This is a genomic window from Kitasatospora sp. NPDC096077 (genome assembly GCF_040303245.1).
Classification (GTDB): Bacteria; Actinomycetota; Actinomycetes; order Streptomycetales; family Streptomycetaceae; genus Kitasatospora.
Genome location: NZ_JBEOSV010000004.1, coordinates 209,393 through 225,164 on the forward strand (window position 1 = coordinate 209,393; position 15,772 = coordinate 225,164).

A 15,772-nucleotide genomic window follows, 5' to 3' on the forward strand; every position below is an offset into this window, starting at 1 on the left:
GCCCCCCTTGGTTCGACAAGGGGCAACGAACGGCCGGGACGGTGGTTACGCTCTCAGCTCTTCGCGCTGTCGCGGGCGAGTGCGACCAGGCGGGAGACCGCGCGCAGGTACTTCTTGCGGTAGCCGCCGCGCAGCATGTCCTCCGGGAAGACCTGGTCGAAGGGCAGGCCGGAGGAGGTGATGGGCAGCTCGCGGTCGTACATCCGGTCGGCCAGGACGACCAGGCGCAGCGCGGTGGACTGGTCGTCGACCTGGCGCACGCCGCGCAGGCAGACCGCCGTGACGTCGTCCAGCAGGGCGCCGTAGCGGCTGGGGTGAACGGCGGAGAGGTGGGCGAGCAGGGCGTCGAAGTCGTCCAGCGAGGCGCCGGGGGTGCGGGCGGCGACGGCCTCGACGACGTCGTCGGCGTACGGCGGCGGGGCGTCCGGCAGGCCGCGGTGGCGGTAGTCCTGGCCGTCGATCCGCATCGGGCGGAAGTGCGCGGACAGGCCCTGGATCTCGCGCAGGAAGTCGGCGGCGGCGAAGCGGCCCTCGCCGAGCTTCTCCGGCAGGGTGTTGGAGGTGGCGCACAGCTTGACGCCGTTCTCGACCAGCCGGCCGAGCAGGGTGGAGACCAGCACGGTGTCGCCCGGGTCGTCCAGTTCGAACTCGTCGATGCACAGCAGGGTGTGCCCGGAGAGGGTCCGGACGGCCTGCTGGAAGCCGAGCGCGCCGACCAGGTTGGTCAGCTCGACGAAGGTGCCGAAGGCCTTGGGACCGGGGGCGGAGTGCCAGAGCGAGGCGAGCAGGTGGGTCTTGCCGACGCCGTAGCCGCCGTCGAGGTAGACCCCGGCCGGGCCGGTGGGCGCGGGGGCGGAGCGGCGGAACCAGCTGCGCTTGGGCGCGGAACCGTTTCCTCCCCCGAGCGTGGCCGCGAACTGCTCCAGGACCTGGACGGCCTCGTACTGGCTCGGCTGGGTCTGGTCCGGGATGTACGTCCCGAAGCTCACGTCGGCGAAGCGGGGCGGCGGGACCATCTCGGCGACCAGCCGCTCGGCGGGCACGACGGGGCGGCGTTCGGTGAGCGCGATCGGGGCGCCGGCCGGGCTCGCGGCGGCTATCGGGTCGGTCGCGGTGGCGGGGCGGGAGGCTGCGGGCACGGTAGTAGAGGGTACGCCTGGTCCCGGCCGCCTCCGAAACGCCTCCGGACCTCCTCCGGAGCGGCTCCGGTGGAAGACTGATCCCATGCAACAGTTGATCAGCCCGCTGGACGCCCCGGTCGCCGATCCGTCCGACCTGGAATCGCTCGCCGCCGTCTACGCGTACCCCGACCAGGTGAATCGGGGGCGTGCCTGGCTGCGCGCCAACATGGTGGCCGGGCTGGACGGCGGGGCGAAGCTCGACGGGCTGTCCGAGGGGCTGTCCGGCGACGCCGACAAGCGGATCTTCGGTGTGCTGCGGGCGCTGTCGGACGTGGTGCTGGTGGGCGCCGAGACGGTCCGGGCGGAGGGCTACCGGCCGGCCCGGGCCCGCCGGGAGTTCGCGGCCGCGCGGGCGGCGGCGGGGCAGGCGCCGGCCCCGGCGATCGCGATCGTGAGCCGCTCGCTGAACCTCGACCTGACCGCGCCGCTGTTCACGGAACCGCTGGTCAGGACGGTGGTGATCACCGTGGCGGACGCCCCCGAGGAGCGCCGCCGGGAGGTCGCCGGGGTGGCCGACCTGGTGCTCGCGGGGTGCGGCTCGGTGGATCTGCGGGCGGCCGTGGCGGCCCTGGTGGAGCGGGGCTGGACCCGGCTGCTGTCCGAGGGCGGGCCGCGCCTGCTGGGTCAGCTGGCGGCGGCCGGCCTGCTGGACGAGCTGTGTCTGTCGCTGGCCCCGCTGATCGCCGGGGGCGACGCGCCGCGCATAGTCCACGATGCGGAAATGCCTGACGTGCAGCGGATGCGGCTGGTCTCATTGATCGAGCAGAAAGGATTCCTCTTCACCCGCTACCTGCGTCACCTGGGTTCGGATGACCCCGTGACCCCCCGATCGTGATCCCGTTATGCGATGCCGGGGCCCGGGGGCCGGCCACTGGAAGGGACTCACGTGTTCAAGACGGTACTGATGATCGAAAAGGCGCTCTCGGACGCGGACGTGGAGCTGGTCACCACGCTCCACAGCGACGAGAAGGTGTCCTTCGTCGTCCTGATGCAGCCGCGCGGCAAGCAGGACGAACTGCTGCGGGCGCTCGACGACGTCGCCCTCGGCCACCTCGACAAGGTGGTGCACGAGCACGACGAGTCCGGGGGCGGCCCGACCGTGGCCGGCGAATCGCTGGAGCACAGCCTGCGCCACCTGCGCCGGGCCGGGGCCGAGGCGGTCGGCGAGCTGGTCGAGGAGAAGCCGCTGGACCGGCTGCGCGAGGTGGTCAGGCAGCAGGAGGCGGACGAGGTGGTGGTGCTCACCTCCCCGCACTTCGTGGAGGAGTTCTTCCACCGCGACTGGGCCTCCCAGGCCCGCCACAAGGTGGGGGTGCCGGTGCTGAGGCTCTTCGCCAGCGACTCGTAGCGCCCCGGCTCCGCGCGCCGGTGGTGCAGAATCGTCCTTGCGGTCCGTCCGCGAGGACGATTCGCGCGTCTCGTGCGCGTCGCGCCCCGCGCAGGCCCCGTGCCTCGCCGGACCCACCCGCCCAGCCAGCCATCGCCCGTACGGAGCCACGCCTTGAACGACGCCGCGCACGACCTGCACGCCCCGCACTTCATCGGCATCGGCGGCGCCGGGATGTCCGGCCTGGCGAAGATCCTCGCAGTGCGCGGTGCCAGCGTCTCCGGCAGCGACTCCAAGGAGTCCGAGACCGTCCTCGCGCTGCGCGCCCTCGGCGCGACCGTGCACGTCGGCCACGCGGCCGAGCACGTGCCGGACGGCGCCAGCAGCATCGTGGTCTCCAGCGCGATCCGCGCCGACAACCCGGAGCTGGTCGCCGCCCACGAGCGCGGCATCCCGGTGGTGCACCGCTCCGACGCGCTGGCCGCGCTGATGGGCGGCCGCCGGGCGCTGGCGGTGGCCGGCACCCACGGCAAGACCACCACCACCAGCATGCTCGCCGTCGCCCTCGGCGAGCTCGGCCTGGAGCCGTCCTACGCGATCGGCGGCGACCTCGACGCGCCCGGCTCCAACGCCCACCACGGCGGCGGCGACATCTTCGTCGCCGAGGCCGACGAGAGCGACCGCAGCTTCCACAAGTACGCGCCCGAGGTGGCGATCGTGCTCAACGTGGAGCTGGACCACCACGCCAACTACGCCTCGATCGACGAGATCTACGAGTCCTTCGAGACCTTCGTCGGCCGGATCACCCCCGGCGGCACCCTGGTGATCTCCGCCGACCACGACGGCGCCCGCGAGCTGACCGCCCGGGTGGCCGGGCGCGAGGGCCTCCGCGTGGTCACCGTCGGTGCCGCCGAGGACGCCGACCTGCGCGTCCTCTCCGTCGTCGCCCACGGCATGACCAGCGAGGTCACCGTCCTGCTGGACGGCGCCGAGCTGACCTTCACCGTCTCCGTGCCCGGCCGGCACTACGCCCACAACGCGGTGGCCGCGCTGGCCGCCGGCGTCGCGCTGGGCGTCCCCGCCGCCGACCTGGCCAAGGCGCTCAGCGCCTACACCGGCGTGCGCCGCCGCCTCCAGCTCAAGGGCGAGGCGGCCGGCGTCCAGGTGATCGACTCCTACGCCCACCACCCGACCGAGATGACCGCCGACCTGGAGGCCATCCGCGAGGGCCTGGAGGGCGAGGGCCGGGTACTGGTGGTCTTCCAGCCGCACCTGTTCAGCCGCACCCAGCAGCTGGCCGAGGAGATGGGCGCGGCCCTGGCGCTGGCCGACGCCTCGGTGGTGCTGGACATCTACCCGGCCCGCGAGGACCCGATCCCCGGCGTCACCAGCGAGCTGATCATCGACGCCGCCCGCCGGGCCGGCGCCGACGTCACCCCCGAGCACGACTTCGCCGCCGCCCCCGCCCTGCTGGCCGGCCTGACCCGCCCGGGCGACCTGCTGCTCACCATGGGCGCCGGTGACGTCACCAACCTGGGGCCCGCCATCCTGGACAAGTTGCGGGGAAGCCTGGAGCACCTCGCGAACGTTGCCTCCAACGTCTGACCTACGTACGCCGCGAGCGGGAGTCGTGATGAGCTACGAGATCGAGAAGACCGAGGCCGAGTGGCGCGCCCAGCTCAGCCCCGAGGAGTACCACGTACTCCGCGAGGCCGGCACCGAGCGCCCCTTCGTCGGCGAGTACACCGACACCAAGACGGTCGGCGTGTACGGCTGCCGGGCCTGCGGGGCGGAGCTGTTCAGCTCCGAGACCAAGTTCGACAGCCACTGCGGCTGGCCCTCGTACTACGCGCCGCTGGCCCAGGACCGGGTCGAGTACATCGAGGACACCTCGCTCGGGATGCGCCGGGTCGAGGTGCGCTGCGCCGCGTGCGGCGGGCACCTGGGGCACGTCTTCGAGGGCGAGGGCTACGGGACGCCGACCGACCAGCGGTACTGCATCAACAGCATCTCGCTGACGCTGCGGCCGGCCGAGTAGGCCCGTAGGAGCTGGCAGGACCTGAGTGCGAAGGCCCGGACGGTCGCCGTCCGGGCCTTCGCGCTGTCCGGGCGCGGTCCGGCCGCTATCCGGCGAGCGGGGCGAAACGGACCGGCAGGTGCACCAGGGCGCGGTGGAAGGGACCCGGGCGCCAGAGCAGGTCCTCCGCCGGGGTGGCGAGTTCGAGGTCGCTGAGCCGACTGGTCAGCTGCTCGATGGCGGTGATCGCGATCAGCAGGGCCGGGTCCCGGGCCGGGCAGGCGTGCGGGCCGGCCGCCCAGGCCAGGTGGGCGCTCTCGCCGCTGCGCAGCTCGTTGCCGTCGGTGGGCGGCGCGGCCTGGGAGTTGGCGGCCGCGTACGAGACCAGCACCAGCGAGCCGGCCTTGATCTCGCGGCCGTGGAAGGTGATGTCGTACCGCGGGTAGTGGGCCGAGAGGTTGGCCAACGGCGGCTCGTGCCACAGCACTTCGTCGATCGCCTGGTACGCGGTCATCGCGCCGCCGAACAGCGAGCCGGCGTAGCGGGCGTCGGTGAGCAGGCGCAGCAGGGCGTTGCCGATCAGATTGGTGGTCGGCTCGTGCCCGGCGATCATGGTCAGGGTGATCTGCCGGATCACCTCGTCGTCGTCCAGCCCGACCGGGTGGGTGACGAACCAGGAGGCGAGGTCGTGCCGGGGGCGCGCGCGGCGCTCGGCGACCATCGCGGTGACCACAGCGACGAGCTTGCCGTACGCGGCGCCGGCCCGGGCGGTGGACTCGATCAGCCCGGTGATCGCCGCCACCACCTCGGCGTGCTCCTCCTCGGGCACGCCGAACCAGGTGGTGAGCACGAAGGCGGGCAGCTGGCGGGCGTACTCGGCGATCAGGTCGGCGTGTCCGACCGCCGCGAAGCGGTCGATCAGCTGGTGGGCGGCCGTGGCGACCTGGCGCTGGAGGCGGTGCGGCTCGAACAGGGCCAGGCCGTCGGTGATCACCGCGCGGTAGCGGGCGTGCGTCGGGCCGTCGCTGAACAGCGCGGTCGGACGGTAGCCGAGCACCGGCAGCAGCGGGGAGTCCGGTGGGACGGTCGCCTGCCAGGCGCGGGAGTCCTTGGAGAAGGTGTCGCTGTCGCGCAGCAGGTCCAGGGCGGCCTGGTAGTCGGTGACCAGCAGTGCCTCGACGCCGGGGGCGATCTCCACCGGGGCGACCGCGCCGTGCCGGCGCAGCCGCTCGTACACCAGCTGCGGGTCGGCGGCGAAGACCGGGCCGTGGATGGGGGTCGGTCGGGTTTCGGTGGTCACTGTCCCTCGTGGGTGTCGAGGCCGACGGGCAGGGTGTCCAGGACGTGCTCGGCCAGCGCGATCAGCGCGTCGAGGCTGCTCCCGCGCTCGCGCGCGTCGCACAGCAGCAGCGGGGTGGCGGAGTGCAGGTCCAGGTGGGCGCGCAGCACCTCGGGCGGGTGGTCCGGCGAGCCCGGGAAGCGGTTGACGGCGACGGCGTACGGCAGGCCCTGCTCCTCGACCATGTCCATGATCTCGAACGAGTCGGCCAGCCGGCGGGTGTCGGCCAGCACCAGGGCGCCCAGGGCGCCGCGGGCGATGTCCTGCCAGAGCGGGAAGAAGCGGCGCTGGCCGGGGGTGCCGAACATGTAGAGCACCGTGTTGCCGGGCAGGGTGAGCCGGCCGAAGTCCACCGCGACGGTGGTGGTGGATTTCTCGGGCAGGTCGGCCAGGTCGTCCACCGGGCGCCCGGTCTCGGTCATCGCCTCCTCGGTGTGCAGGGTGGCGATCTCGGACAGGGTGCGGATGAGCGTGGTCTTGCCGACCCCGAACGGGCCGGCGACCACCAGTTTCATCAGCGTCTGGTCCCGGTCGGGGAGGTAGCCCACCCGGTTCGGCCCCCCGGCCCGGTCAGCGGAGCGCACGGAGTCCAACGAGGAGCCTCTCGACGATGGAGCGGTCGGTCTGCTGGGCGCGCGGGATCGGCGCGCGGGCGTGCAGGCAGCCCGCCTCGACCAGGTCGGCGGCCAGGAAGACCGTGGCGCTGACCGGCAGGCGCAGGTGCGCGGCGGCCTCCACCACGGTCAGCGCGCCGGGGCGCAGCAGTTCCCAGAGCCTACGGTGTTCGGGTTCGAGGTCGCTCGGCGGTTCGGCCCGGTCGGCCCGGTCCGCGAACAGGACGGTGAGCCGCTCGAAGCCCTCGGTGCCGGGGCGGCTGCGGCCGCCGGTGGCGAGGTAGGCGGGCACCATCCGCCTGCGGGGGACGGCGTTCATGAGCCCGAGGCACCTGATTCCTCGGTGGCCGGTGCCGCGGCTGGGGATCCCGCGGTGGCCGGTGCCGCGGCGGCGGTCGGCGCCCCGGCCCCCTGCTGCCGGGAGGGGCTCGCCAGCGCGCGGCCGAGGGCGGCCACCTGGAGCTGCATCTGGTAGGCCACGTTGCCGAGTTGGGCGTCCGGGGCGGCGAACACGGCGAGCGAGGTGTTCTCCCCGGCGGGGACGACGATGGCGTAGCCGAGGTCGGACTCCACCACGGTCTGGGCCAGCCGCGGCCGCTCGTTGTCGGTGAAGGCGGTGGTGAAGGCCCGGGCGGCGGCGTGCACCGTGGCGGTCATCGCGGCGGTCCGCTCGGCGGAGGCCCGGCCGAGGCCCTCGGAGGCCCCCTCGACGAGGCCGTCACCGGTGGCGACCACGGCGTGCAGCACCCCTGGCAGCTCCAGCAGCGGGTTCAGCACCCAGGAGATCTCGTCGGTCGCGGTCGGGCTGGGCGAGCTGCTCACTGCTCGGCTCCTTCTAAGGTCGGTCCGGTGGTGTGGTCGCCGGTGGTGTGGTCGCCGGTGGCGGCGGTGGCGTCGCCGGGACCGGTGGTGCGGTCCGGCTCGTCGGAGCGGTCGGGCAGGTCGGCCCGGGCGGCGGCGACCCGGCCGGAGCCGGTGCCCTGCTGCAGCGCCTGCCAGCGGGCGGCGGCCTGCTCGGGGCTGCGCAGGTACGGCGCGGGCCGCTCCCCGGGGCTGCTCGCCCGCCCCGGCTCCTCGGCGGTGAGCGGACGGCGGCGGCGCCGACTGGGCAGGCCGCTGCCGTTTCGGTCCGGAGCGGCGTCCGGGGCGGCCTCCGGGGTCGCGTCCGACAGCGTGCCCGGGGCGGCGTCCGGTGCTGCGGCCGAAGCGGCTTCGGCGGCGGGCTCGGGCACCGGGTCGGGCACCACGTGGATGGTCGGCGCCGGGTGCGGGCCGGGCTGGTGGTGGCGGTCGGCGAGCACCGGCCCGTCCTGCTCGTCGGCGTCGCGCATCGGCGGGACGGCCGCGACCGCAGGCGCCTGTGCCGGGCCGCTGCCGGCCCGCAGCGGCAGCGGGGTGAGCACCGACAGCTGCTGCTCGTCGTCCACCGTCGTCACCAGCGCGGCCGGGATGCGCAGGATGGTCCGCATGCCGCCGTACGGCGAGGGCTCGATGTGGCAGGTGAAGCCGTACTGGCGGACCAGCTTGCCGACCACCGCGAAGCCGGTCTTGGGCGGGTTGCCCAGTTCGGTGAGCAGCAGGTCCGACGGGCCGGCCAGCAGTCGGCGGGCCCGGCGCAGCTGGTCCTCGTCCATGCCGATGCCGCTGTCGTCGACGATCACCAGCGCGCCGCGGCCGCCCTGCTGCACGGTGACCGGGACGTCGGTCTCCGGGTGGGAGTACGCGGTGGCGTTGGCAAGCAGCTCGGCGATCGCGATGGCGATCGGCTCGGCGGCCCGGGCGACCACGGCCAGCCGCTGTTCCCGCAGGTGGTTGGCGACCTTGATCCGGGCGTAGCCGGGCACCCGGGACAGCGCGCCGACCACCACCTCGGCGAGCGGGGAGTCGGTCCGGGCCAGGCCCGGCCAGGCCTCGCAGAGCACCGCGACGGTCTGGATCCGGCGCAGCGCGACCTCGTTGCGGAAGTCGACCTCCAGCAGCCGGGGGTCGTCGTTCTCGTGCTGGAGCTGCTGGACCAGGCTCTGGATCTGGTACAGCAGGGTCTGGATCCGGGAGGTGGAGCCGCGCATGGCGGCCCGGGCGGCGGCGTCGACGCGCTCGCGCTCGTCGGCGAGGGCCGCGGTGGTGGCGTCCAGGACGGACTGCAGCGCCCGGACCGCCTCGACCCCGACGGTCTGCGCGTCCAGCGGGCCGACCTGCGGGGCGTTGGCGTGGGTGAGCCGGACGGCGGTGGCGGCGACCCGTTCCTGGGCGAGGTGGCGGATCTCGGCGAGCAGTGCGGCGGCGCGCCGGTCGGCGGCGGCGAGTCGGGCCTCGGCCTCCTCGGCCCGGGTGTTCGCCTCCCCGACGCCGGCGTTCGCCTCCTTGGCCCGGGCGTTGGCGGCGGCACCGCGCTGGTCGGCGGACCGGGCGTGCTCCTCGGCCCGCCGGGCCTGCTCGGCGGAGTTCCGTACGGCCTCCTGGGCCTCGTGCAACTGGCGGGCGGCGCGGGCGAGTTTGGCCTCCGCGGCACGGGCCTGCTGCTCGCCGTGGCCGAGCGCGGCCTCGGCGGCCACCGCCCGGCCGACGGCCGCGGCCCGGCTGCGGGAGAGCACGACCGTGGCCGCGGCGGCGACCAGCGCCAGGGCGATCAGCGCGATCAGCGTCATCGGGGTCCTCAGGTGTCCTTGCTGCTCGGTCTGGGGCGTCGCCCGGTGTCCGTCCGGGGCGCGCCCGGTGCCCGCACCCGGCGGTCTCCGGGCCCGTCTCCGTCAACGGCTGCGGGGCCGGGCCGGGTTCGCGTCCGGGCGGCGGGCCGGCGTCGGTTCCGGGCGGCGCTCCGGCGTCAGTTCCGGCCGGCGCGCGGGCGCGGGATGCGGGCGGCGTCCTCGGCCAGTTCGCGGGCCACCAGGGCGACCTGGCCCATGGCGTCCAGGATGCCGGGGAGCGCGGAGCCGTCCAGGTGCCGGTACTCGGCCCCGACGGTGATCACCAGCCGCTCGGGCAGGCCGAGTTCGGGGTGGCGCTGCTCGGCGATCACCCGTCGGGCGGCGTCCAGCGCGGGTATCCCGGCGGCATGCAGGGCGTGGGCGCGCTCGCGGACGTACGCCAGGTAGCCGATGTGCTCCTGGACGCCGTCGCGGTCGAGCACCGGGCCGTGGCCGGGGACGAAGATCTCGGCGCCGGTGGCGAGCGCCCGCTCGCAGGCGCCGATGACGTTCTCCAGCGGGCCGGCCCAGTGCGAGGGGTGGTCGCCGGGCTGCTCGGGGGTCGAGGAGAAGATCACGTCGCCGGTGAACACCGCTCGCTGGTGCGGGAGGTGGACCATCAGGTCGCCGCCGGTGTGGGCGGCGGGCAGGCTGGTGATCTGCACCGGGTAGCGGCCGACCTTGAGCTCCAGCTCACCGGTGAAGACGGTGTCCGGGTGCACCGGTTCGGTGGTGGACCAGTCGAAGCGGCCGAAGTGCTCGCGGAGGTAGCCGCCGAGCGGGGAGTCCGGGTCGCTGTCGGTGAGCAGGGCGTGCTGCTGCTGGGGGGTGGGCTCCCAGTGGATGTGCTCCAGCGCCTCGCGGGTGGCTATCACCTCGGCGTCCGGGAGCACTCCGGCGCCCCACAGGTGGTCGCCGTTGGCGTGGGTGACGACCACCCGGTCGACGTCGACCCCGGTCGGCAGCAGGCGCCGGCTGGCGGCCAGGAACTCGCCGGCCAGCGAGGGGTCGTACGGGGTGTCGATCCAGAGCGCGGTGGTCTCCGAGGCCAGCAGGCCGCAGTTGGCCAGGCCCCAGCCCCGCTTCGGGGGGAGCCACACATACAGGTCCTCGGCAATCGCGCTCACGTTCGCCCGGTTGATCGTCATGCGCGCGATTATGCCCATGATGTGTCAGGGATGGGGCAAAACCTGTACGAACGGCTGGAGTTCATGCCCCGGTCTCTCCCGCACTGTCCGGTTTCGCACCACGTGGTCGAGACCAATTGTCTCACTGCTCGGGACGACTGATGGACACCTCACCGCGGAACCCGGACGGGACGTCGGACCGCGGCGCGGGGAGGACCCGGCAGACCTCGACCGTGACGTCCACCGTGTCCAGCCCGATCACCCGCCCCTCCACCGCGACGAATCCTTTCTCCCCCGAGCGGAACAGCGCCGCCAGCGGCGAGCTCCGGTTCGCCGAGGTCAGCGCCTCCACCGCCATCGCCGAGCCGAAGGCGAACACCCCGCACAGCACGACGCAGGGCGCGTGCCGGGGCGTACGGGTGACGAAGATGAAGCCGTGGTCGCGGATCAGCTCCCCGGCCGGGTTGTACAGCGCCTCGAAGGTCATGCCGCCCCAGCGGGCCCGGGCCTCCTCCGGGAACTCGACCGCGAAGTCCGGGAACACCGCGTCCAGCACCCCGCCGGAGTAGGAGTTGACCCCCGGACCGCCGATCGAGAAGGTCGGCATCCGCGGGTCCTGCGCGCCCGCCACCACCAGCTCGATCGTCGCCTTCCGGTTGACCTTCCGCAGCAGGTCGGTCAGCTCCGCTATCGCCCTGGCCTCGGCCATCGGCACGAACAGCACGTTCTTCGGCCCGCGGCTGGTCAGCTGACAGCCGTCCGAGGTGAAGGCGAACTCCGCCACCTCCAGGCTCGGGATGACGATCTGCACCCGCCCGTACGGCGCCAGCAGCGCCCGCAGGAAGCCGTAGCGCAGGAACAGCCTGGTACGGGCGAGGGAGCGGGCCGCGAGGAAGCCGATCACGGCCGGAACGGATGCGATCAGCACCTGGAGCAGGATCTCCATATGATCCCCCCGGAGGAAGACTCGACCACGAACTGTGCGCTCTGGTCATGTCCCCGCCCGTGGCCGAAATTACCCACTTCAGCCGGTACTTGACGTCACGAACATTCACCGGGGGTCACGTCAGGCGCTTGATTCCCTTGCGCTCCCCCGCACAGCGCTCGTATCCCAGCCACGCGTTGATCGCCAGCATCGGCGCATTGGTGGTGTCGTTGCTGGTGTACGCGCGCCGGTGACCCGCCTCCGCCGCCAGCCGCAGCGACTCCAGCTTGGCCAGCTTCGTCAGACCTCGGCCGCGGAAGGCCCGTCGGCAGGCGGTGAACGCGGACCAGTAGCGGTCCACCCCGTCGGTCTGCGCCAGGCTGAGCGCGGCCGGTTCGCCGTCCACCACGGTGACCACGGTCAGCGCCCGGTCCAGGTCCGGCCGCTCCCAGGTGCTCCGGAGCCAGTCCTCGTACTCCAAGGCGTCCATCGGCACCTCACCGGGCTCGTCCCGAACGGCGTCCGCGTCGACCAGGAACAGCGGCCGCGGGTCGTCCGCCCAGTCGGTCGCCGGACGCAGCTCGACGCCGGCCGGGCGCTCCGGCGCTTGCGGCAGCGGCAGCGTCAGGTCCCGTGCACTGAAATGCGCGGCACGCCCCTGCTCGTAGCCCCGGGCGGCGGCGAAGGCCAGTGCGGCGGGCTCCTCGTCCAGCCAGGAGTGCAACTCGGCCACCCCGAGGGCGATCAGGTGCTGTTCGGCCGCGGCCAGCAACGCCGTGCCCGCGCCGCGCCGCCGGAACTCCGGCAGCACGCTGCCGTTGGCGTAGCCGACGCCGGCGGTCGTCGTCCCCGTCACCAACCCGCAGCGCACCCCGCCGACCACCCGGCCGTCCAGTTCGGCGACGAAGGTGCGGAAGTGCTCGTCGGTACCCGGCCGGGCGTTCAGCCAGCGCAGCACCTCGGCGCTCATCACCAGGTGCTCGCGCCCGGCGCGGTGGGCGGCCGCCACCGCCTCGGCGTCCTCGGGGCGGAAGTCACGGATCGTCAAGGAGGTCTCGGTCATGGATTCGCACGCTATCCGCGCCCCCCGTCCGGCGCCTCCCAATTTCGCCCCGCCACGGCGGCCACCTGCGCGGACGGCCGCACCCCGGGACCAAAACCCCTCTCCCCCGGGGCGGCAAGCTCAAATAATGCTCTGAGAAGACCGGGTGAGGCTTGGCAGCCACCCCACCCGGGGACATCCTCAGCAACACGGCCGCGCAGTCCTGGCGACGACGCCCGCACCGCCCGACGGCCTCCCCGCCCAGCCCTCCGAAGGGGGCGAACCGATGACCTCCCCTGCCCTGCACCTGCCCGGCCCCACCACCGCCGACCGCCCCGCCGGCACGGGCTCCTCGCCCCGGCTCGGCGTCGGCCTCGGCTGGCGCAGCGAGATCGACACCGTGGTCGAGCGCCAACCCGGCCTGGACTGGGTCGAGGTGGTCGCCGAGAACATCTGCGCCGACCACCTGCCCGCCTCGCTCACCGTCCTGCGCGAACGCGGCGTCACCGTCGTCCCGCACGGCGTCGGCCTCGGCCTCGGCGGCGCCGACCGGCCCGACCCCGACCGGCTCGGCCGGCTCGCCGGGACGGCCCTGGCGCTCGGCTCCCCGCTGGTCACCGAGCACCTGGCCTTCGTCCGGGCCGGCGGCCTGGAGGCCGGCCACCTGCTGCCCGTCCCGCGCACCCGGGACTCGCTGCGGGTGATCGCGGAGAACATCCGGATCGCCCGGGACCAGCTCCCGGTGCCACTCGCCCTGGAGAACATCGCCGCCCAACTCGCCTGGCCGGACGACGAGTTCACCGAGGGCGAGTTCCTCGCCGAACTGGTCGACCGGACCGGCGTCCGGCTGCTGATCGACGTCGCCAACCTGCACACCAACCGGGTCAACCTCGGCACCGACCCGGCCGCCGAACTCGACCGCCTGCCCCTGGAGGCACTCGCCTACGTGCACGTCGCCGGCGGTGTCCTGGTCGACGGCGTGTGGCACGACACCCACGCCCACCCCGTCACCGCACCGGTGCTGGAGGTGCTGGCCGAACTCTGCGCGCGGGTCGAACCGCCCGGCGTCCTGCTGGAACGGGACGCCGCCTTCCCGCCGCCCTCCGAACTGGCCGGTGAACTGGACGCCATCCGCAGGGTGCTGGAGGGGAGCACCCCGCGATGCCGGACCTGACCACCGCCCGGGAGCGCCTGGCCCGGCGCCAGGCCGAGCTGCTGGCCGCCCTGGTGGCCGGCGGACCCGTCCCGCCCGGCTTCGACCCGGACCAGGTCCGCGCCCAGTCCACCGGCCTCGCCGCCAAACGGCGCGACACCACCGCGAAGACCGCCCCCGACCTGCCCCGCCTGCTCGGCGCGCAGTACGGGCCGCTCTTCCTGGAGTACGCCCGCACCCACCCGCAGACCGGCGGCTACCGCGCCGACGCCCGGGCCTTCGCCGAGTGGGTGCTCACCGACGGCGGCCCGCCCGCCGCCGACCACCGCCGCGCCCTGGAGCAGTGGCTCCACCCGGATTCCGAACCGGCGCGGGTGCGACGACCGCCCGGCCCGCTCACCCGGCTCCGCCGGGCCCTGCGCGGCCACTGATCCGACGCTTTCTCGGGGGACCGCCCATGTGGCACAACAGCTACTTCCTGATCCCGGCCGTCCTGCTGCTCGCGGCCGCCCTGTACGCCGCCCGGACCCGGCAGCGGGTCCGGCACGTCCCGGACCCGCAGGGCCTGCCCGGCCGCGGCCTGCCGCTACTGGACACCGCCTTCCTGGCCGGCGGGCCCGGCCGGGTCTTCGACACCGCGCTGGTCCGGATGCACCTCTCCGAGCAGGCCGTGATCAGCCGCGCCGGCCTGGTCACCCTCACCGGCGCCCGGCCGTACGACGCCGTCGACCAGGCCGTCCAGGACGCCGTCGGCAGGACCGGCAGCCGTGAACTCGCCCCGTTGCGCCGCACGGTGATGCGCTCCGCCGCCGTGCAGGAGATCGGCGACCGGCTCGCCGACCGCGGCCTGATGCGCCGCCCCGAACTGCTGCGCCGGGCGCTGATCGCCCGTCGACTGCTCTGGCTCGCGATGCTCGACGTCGTGCTCTTCGCCGGGATCGCCCTGCTGCTCGACGACAACGACGCCCTCTACGACCGCCCCGACCTCTGGTACCCGGCCCTCCTGCTGTTCATCGGCGCCGTCGCCCTCGCCACCGGCGCCCGGGCCGACGGCCGGATCACCCCGGCCGGGCAGCGCCAGCTCGCCCTGATGCAGGGCAGCACCCCGTGGCAGCCGAGCCACGGCATCTCGCCCAAGCTCGCGGGCGGCGCGATGCTGGGCGCCCTCGCGCTCGGCGGGCTGGCCGCAGCCGGGCTCGGGAACCCGGAGCTGGAGGCGGCCATGGTGGCCGCGACCGTCCAGGAGGAGGCGATCCGGCAGGCCTCCGGGGGCACCTGGTCCTCCTCGTTCTTCTCCTCCTCGTCGTCCTCCTCCTCGTCCTCGTCCTCTTCCTCGTCGAGCTGCGGCTCCTCCTGGTCGAGTTGCGGCTCCTCGCACCACCACTCCTCGTGCGGCTCCTCGCACTCCAGCAGCTGCGGCTCGCACTCCGGCTGCGGGTCCTCCTCGTCCAGCTGCGGGTCGAGTTGCGGAAGCAGCTGCGGTGGCTCCTGACGTCACAGTTCGGTATCGCGCTCCGGGAAGCCGTTCCGCCCGGCCCGGCCCCAGGCATAGAACAAGCCCATGTGGTTGCTGTTCCTGATACCGGCCTGCGTCGCGGCAGTGCTCTCCTGCCTCCGGCTGGTGCGGATGACCGCCACCGCCGACGCCCTCGCCGACCAGGACCGGTCGCGCCCGCCGGAGGCCGTCGGGATCGGGCTCTACGAGACCGCGTACCTGGCCGGCGGCCCGGACCGGGTGGTGGAGCTGGCCCTCGTCCTGATGGCCGGCCGCGGCCGCCTCCACCTGGCCCACACCGGCTGGACCACCGTGGTCGACCCCAAGGGCCGCAGCCGCCTGGAACGCGCGATCATCGCCACCGTCGGCCCGGACGGCCAGTGCCGCACCGACGAACTGCGCCGGGCGATGGGCGAGCACCCCACCGTGCTGGAGATCGGCGCCCGGCTCTCGCTGGCCGGCCTGGCCACCCCGGCACTGATCCAGCGCAACACCGTGGTGGTGGTCCGCCAGGTCCGGCACGCGATGCTGCTGACCGTGGTGCTGCTCGCCGCCGCGATCTCGCTCAGCGGCTTCACCGGCGGCGACACCCTCGCCCCGCTCGCCTGGTTCTCCCTGCCCCTGATCCTGACCTCGGGCACCCTGCTGATGGCCCGGGTCGACGTCTACCCGTACACCCGCTGGGCCTCCCCCATCGGCCAGGAGGTGCTGCGCGAGGTCCGCCCGACCCGCCAACGCGGCCTCGCCGACGACGAGGAGCGCGAACTCCTCACCGCCGTCGCCATGAACGGCGCCGCCGTCCTCCCCGACCCCCGCCTCCGCGCCGCCCTCCGCCCCCACCGGACCTAGCGGACCCGACGGACCC

Annotated in this window: 14 protein-coding genes and 2 pseudogenes; 7 read left to right on the forward strand and 9 right to left on the reverse strand. The window is 74.1% G+C overall.

What is annotated here, in order from left to right; translation table 11 throughout:
* Window positions 1-53: 53 nt before the first annotated feature.
* Window positions 54-1,100, reverse strand: coding sequence for a cell division protein ZapE (gene zapE, locus ABTZ03_RS06385; protein ID WP_350511812.1), 1,047 nt, complete (start codon window positions 1,098-1,100; stop codon window positions 54-56).
* Between the two features lie 124 nt (window positions 1,101-1,224).
* On the opposite strand from zapE, the gene ABTZ03_RS06390 reads away from it, so the two are divergent.
* The 4 genes from ABTZ03_RS06390 (at window position 1,225) to msrB (ending at window position 4,546) form a co-directional block, all read left to right on the forward strand.
* Complete coding sequence (locus ABTZ03_RS06390) at window positions 1,225-2,016, forward strand: pyrimidine reductase family protein (protein WP_350511699.1); 792 nt, start codon at window positions 1,225-1,227, stop codon at window positions 2,014-2,016.
* Window positions 2,017-2,067: 51 nt separating this feature from the next.
* Window positions 2,068-2,529: an indole-3-glycerol phosphate synthase gene (locus ABTZ03_RS06395; protein WP_350511700.1), complete on the forward strand. Its 462-nt coding sequence runs from the start codon at window positions 2,068-2,070 to the stop codon at window positions 2,527-2,529.
* A gap of 153 nt (window positions 2,530-2,682) precedes the next feature.
* Window positions 2,683-4,113: a UDP-N-acetylmuramate--L-alanine ligase gene (gene murC / locus ABTZ03_RS06400; protein ID WP_350511701.1), complete on the forward strand. Its 1,431-nt coding sequence runs from the start codon at window positions 2,683-2,685 to the stop codon at window positions 4,111-4,113.
* Window positions 4,114-4,141: 28 nt separating this feature from the next.
* Window positions 4,142-4,546 carry a peptide-methionine (R)-S-oxide reductase MsrB gene (gene msrB, locus ABTZ03_RS06405; RefSeq protein WP_350511702.1) on the forward strand — a complete coding sequence of 135 codons (405 nt, stop codon included), beginning with the start codon at window positions 4,142-4,144 and terminating at the stop codon, window positions 4,544-4,546.
* An 85-nt stretch (window positions 4,547-4,631) separates the two neighbouring features.
* On the opposite strand, the gene ABTZ03_RS06410 is transcribed toward msrB, so the two are convergent.
* The 8 genes and pseudogenes from ABTZ03_RS06410 to ABTZ03_RS06445 all read right to left on the reverse strand — a co-directional run bounded on the left by ABTZ03_RS06410 (window position 4,632) and on the right by ABTZ03_RS06445 (window position 12,322).
* A complete protein-coding gene (locus tag ABTZ03_RS06410; RefSeq protein WP_350511703.1) occupies window positions 4,632-5,825 on the reverse strand; it encodes a cytochrome P450 in 1,194 nt (397 codons plus the stop codon).
* The gene (locus ABTZ03_RS06415; protein ID WP_400920004.1) at window positions 5,822-6,457 is read right to left on the reverse strand and encodes a GTP-binding protein; all 636 of its coding nucleotides are present in this window, start codon (window positions 6,455-6,457) and stop codon (window positions 5,822-5,824) included. Before ABTZ03_RS06415 ends, ABTZ03_RS06410 begins: the two co-directional genes overlap by 4 nt.
* Window positions 6,435-6,797, reverse strand: a complete 363-nt coding sequence (locus ABTZ03_RS06420) for a DUF742 domain-containing protein (RefSeq protein ID WP_350511704.1) — start codon at window positions 6,795-6,797, stop codon at window positions 6,435-6,437. The genes ABTZ03_RS06415 and ABTZ03_RS06420 overlap by 23 nt, the downstream gene beginning before the upstream one ends.
* Before the next feature lie 59 nt (window positions 6,798-6,856).
* Window positions 6,857-7,300 (reverse strand): annotated as a pseudogene (locus tag ABTZ03_RS06425) (roadblock/LC7 domain-containing protein); the annotation flags it as partial.
* A complete protein-coding gene (locus ABTZ03_RS06430) occupies window positions 7,297-9,126 on the reverse strand; it encodes an ATP-binding protein (RefSeq protein WP_350511705.1) in 1,830 nt (609 codons plus the stop codon). The pseudogene ABTZ03_RS06425 and the gene ABTZ03_RS06430, both read right to left, overlap by 4 nt.
* A 176-nt stretch (window positions 9,127-9,302) precedes the next feature.
* Window positions 9,303-10,313, reverse strand: coding sequence for an MBL fold metallo-hydrolase (locus ABTZ03_RS06435; RefSeq protein ID WP_350511706.1), 1,011 nt, complete (start codon window positions 10,311-10,313; stop codon window positions 9,303-9,305).
* A gap of 121 nt (window positions 10,314-10,434) precedes the next feature.
* A complete protein-coding gene (locus ABTZ03_RS06440) occupies window positions 10,435-11,238 on the reverse strand; it encodes a hypothetical protein (protein WP_350511707.1) in 804 nt (267 codons plus the stop codon).
* Window positions 11,239-11,353: 115 nt separating this feature from the next.
* Window positions 11,354-12,322 carry a GNAT family N-acetyltransferase gene (locus tag ABTZ03_RS06445; protein WP_350511708.1) on the reverse strand — a complete coding sequence of 323 codons (969 nt, stop codon included), beginning with the start codon at window positions 12,320-12,322 and terminating at the stop codon, window positions 11,354-11,356.
* A 244-nt stretch (window positions 12,323-12,566) separates the two neighbouring features.
* Here ABTZ03_RS06445 and ABTZ03_RS06450 point away from each other — a divergent pair.
* The 3 genes and pseudogenes from ABTZ03_RS06450 to ABTZ03_RS06460 all read left to right on the forward strand — a co-directional run bounded on the left by ABTZ03_RS06450 (window position 12,567) and on the right by ABTZ03_RS06460 (window position 15,756).
* Window positions 12,567-13,843, forward strand: a pseudogene (locus ABTZ03_RS06450) (multinuclear nonheme iron-dependent oxidase).
* Window positions 13,844-13,869: 26 nt separating this feature from the next.
* Complete coding sequence (locus ABTZ03_RS06455) at window positions 13,870-14,904, forward strand: TIGR04222 domain-containing membrane protein (RefSeq protein ID WP_350511709.1); 1,035 nt, start codon at window positions 13,870-13,872, stop codon at window positions 14,902-14,904.
* A 69-nt stretch (window positions 14,905-14,973) separates the two neighbouring features.
* Window positions 14,974-15,756 (forward strand): TIGR04222 domain-containing membrane protein, encoded by a 783-nt coding sequence (locus tag ABTZ03_RS06460; protein WP_350511710.1) that lies wholly within the window; start codon window positions 14,974-14,976, stop codon window positions 15,754-15,756.
* Window positions 15,757-15,772: the final 16 nt, after the last annotated feature.

What these genes read in the sequence shown, in the direction of transcription:
- ABTZ03_RS06390 (WP_350511699.1), top strand. Translation starts at nt 1,225, where the DNA reads ATGCAACAGTTGATCAGCCCGCTGGACGCCCCGGTCGCCGATCCGTCC.
- ABTZ03_RS06420 (WP_350511704.1), bottom strand. Translation starts at nt 6,797, where the DNA reads ATGAACGCCGTCCCCCGCAGGCGGATGGTGCCCGCCTACCTCGCCACC.
- msrB (WP_350511702.1), top strand. Translation starts at nt 4,142, where the DNA reads ATGAGCTACGAGATCGAGAAGACCGAGGCCGAGTGGCGCGCCCAGCTC.
- ABTZ03_RS06430 (WP_350511705.1), bottom strand. Translation starts at nt 9,126, where the DNA reads ATGACGCTGATCGCGCTGATCGCCCTGGCGCTGGTCGCCGCCGCGGCC.
- ABTZ03_RS06435 (WP_350511706.1), bottom strand. Translation starts at nt 10,313, where the DNA reads ATGACGATCAACCGGGCGAACGTGAGCGCGATTGCCGAGGACCTGTAT.
- ABTZ03_RS06440 (WP_350511707.1), bottom strand. Translation starts at nt 11,238, where the DNA reads ATGGAGATCCTGCTCCAGGTGCTGATCGCATCCGTTCCGGCCGTGATC.
- ABTZ03_RS06455 (WP_350511709.1), top strand. Translation starts at nt 13,870, where the DNA reads ATGTGGCACAACAGCTACTTCCTGATCCCGGCCGTCCTGCTGCTCGCG.
- ABTZ03_RS06460 (WP_350511710.1), top strand. Translation starts at nt 14,974, where the DNA reads ATGTGGTTGCTGTTCCTGATACCGGCCTGCGTCGCGGCAGTGCTCTCC.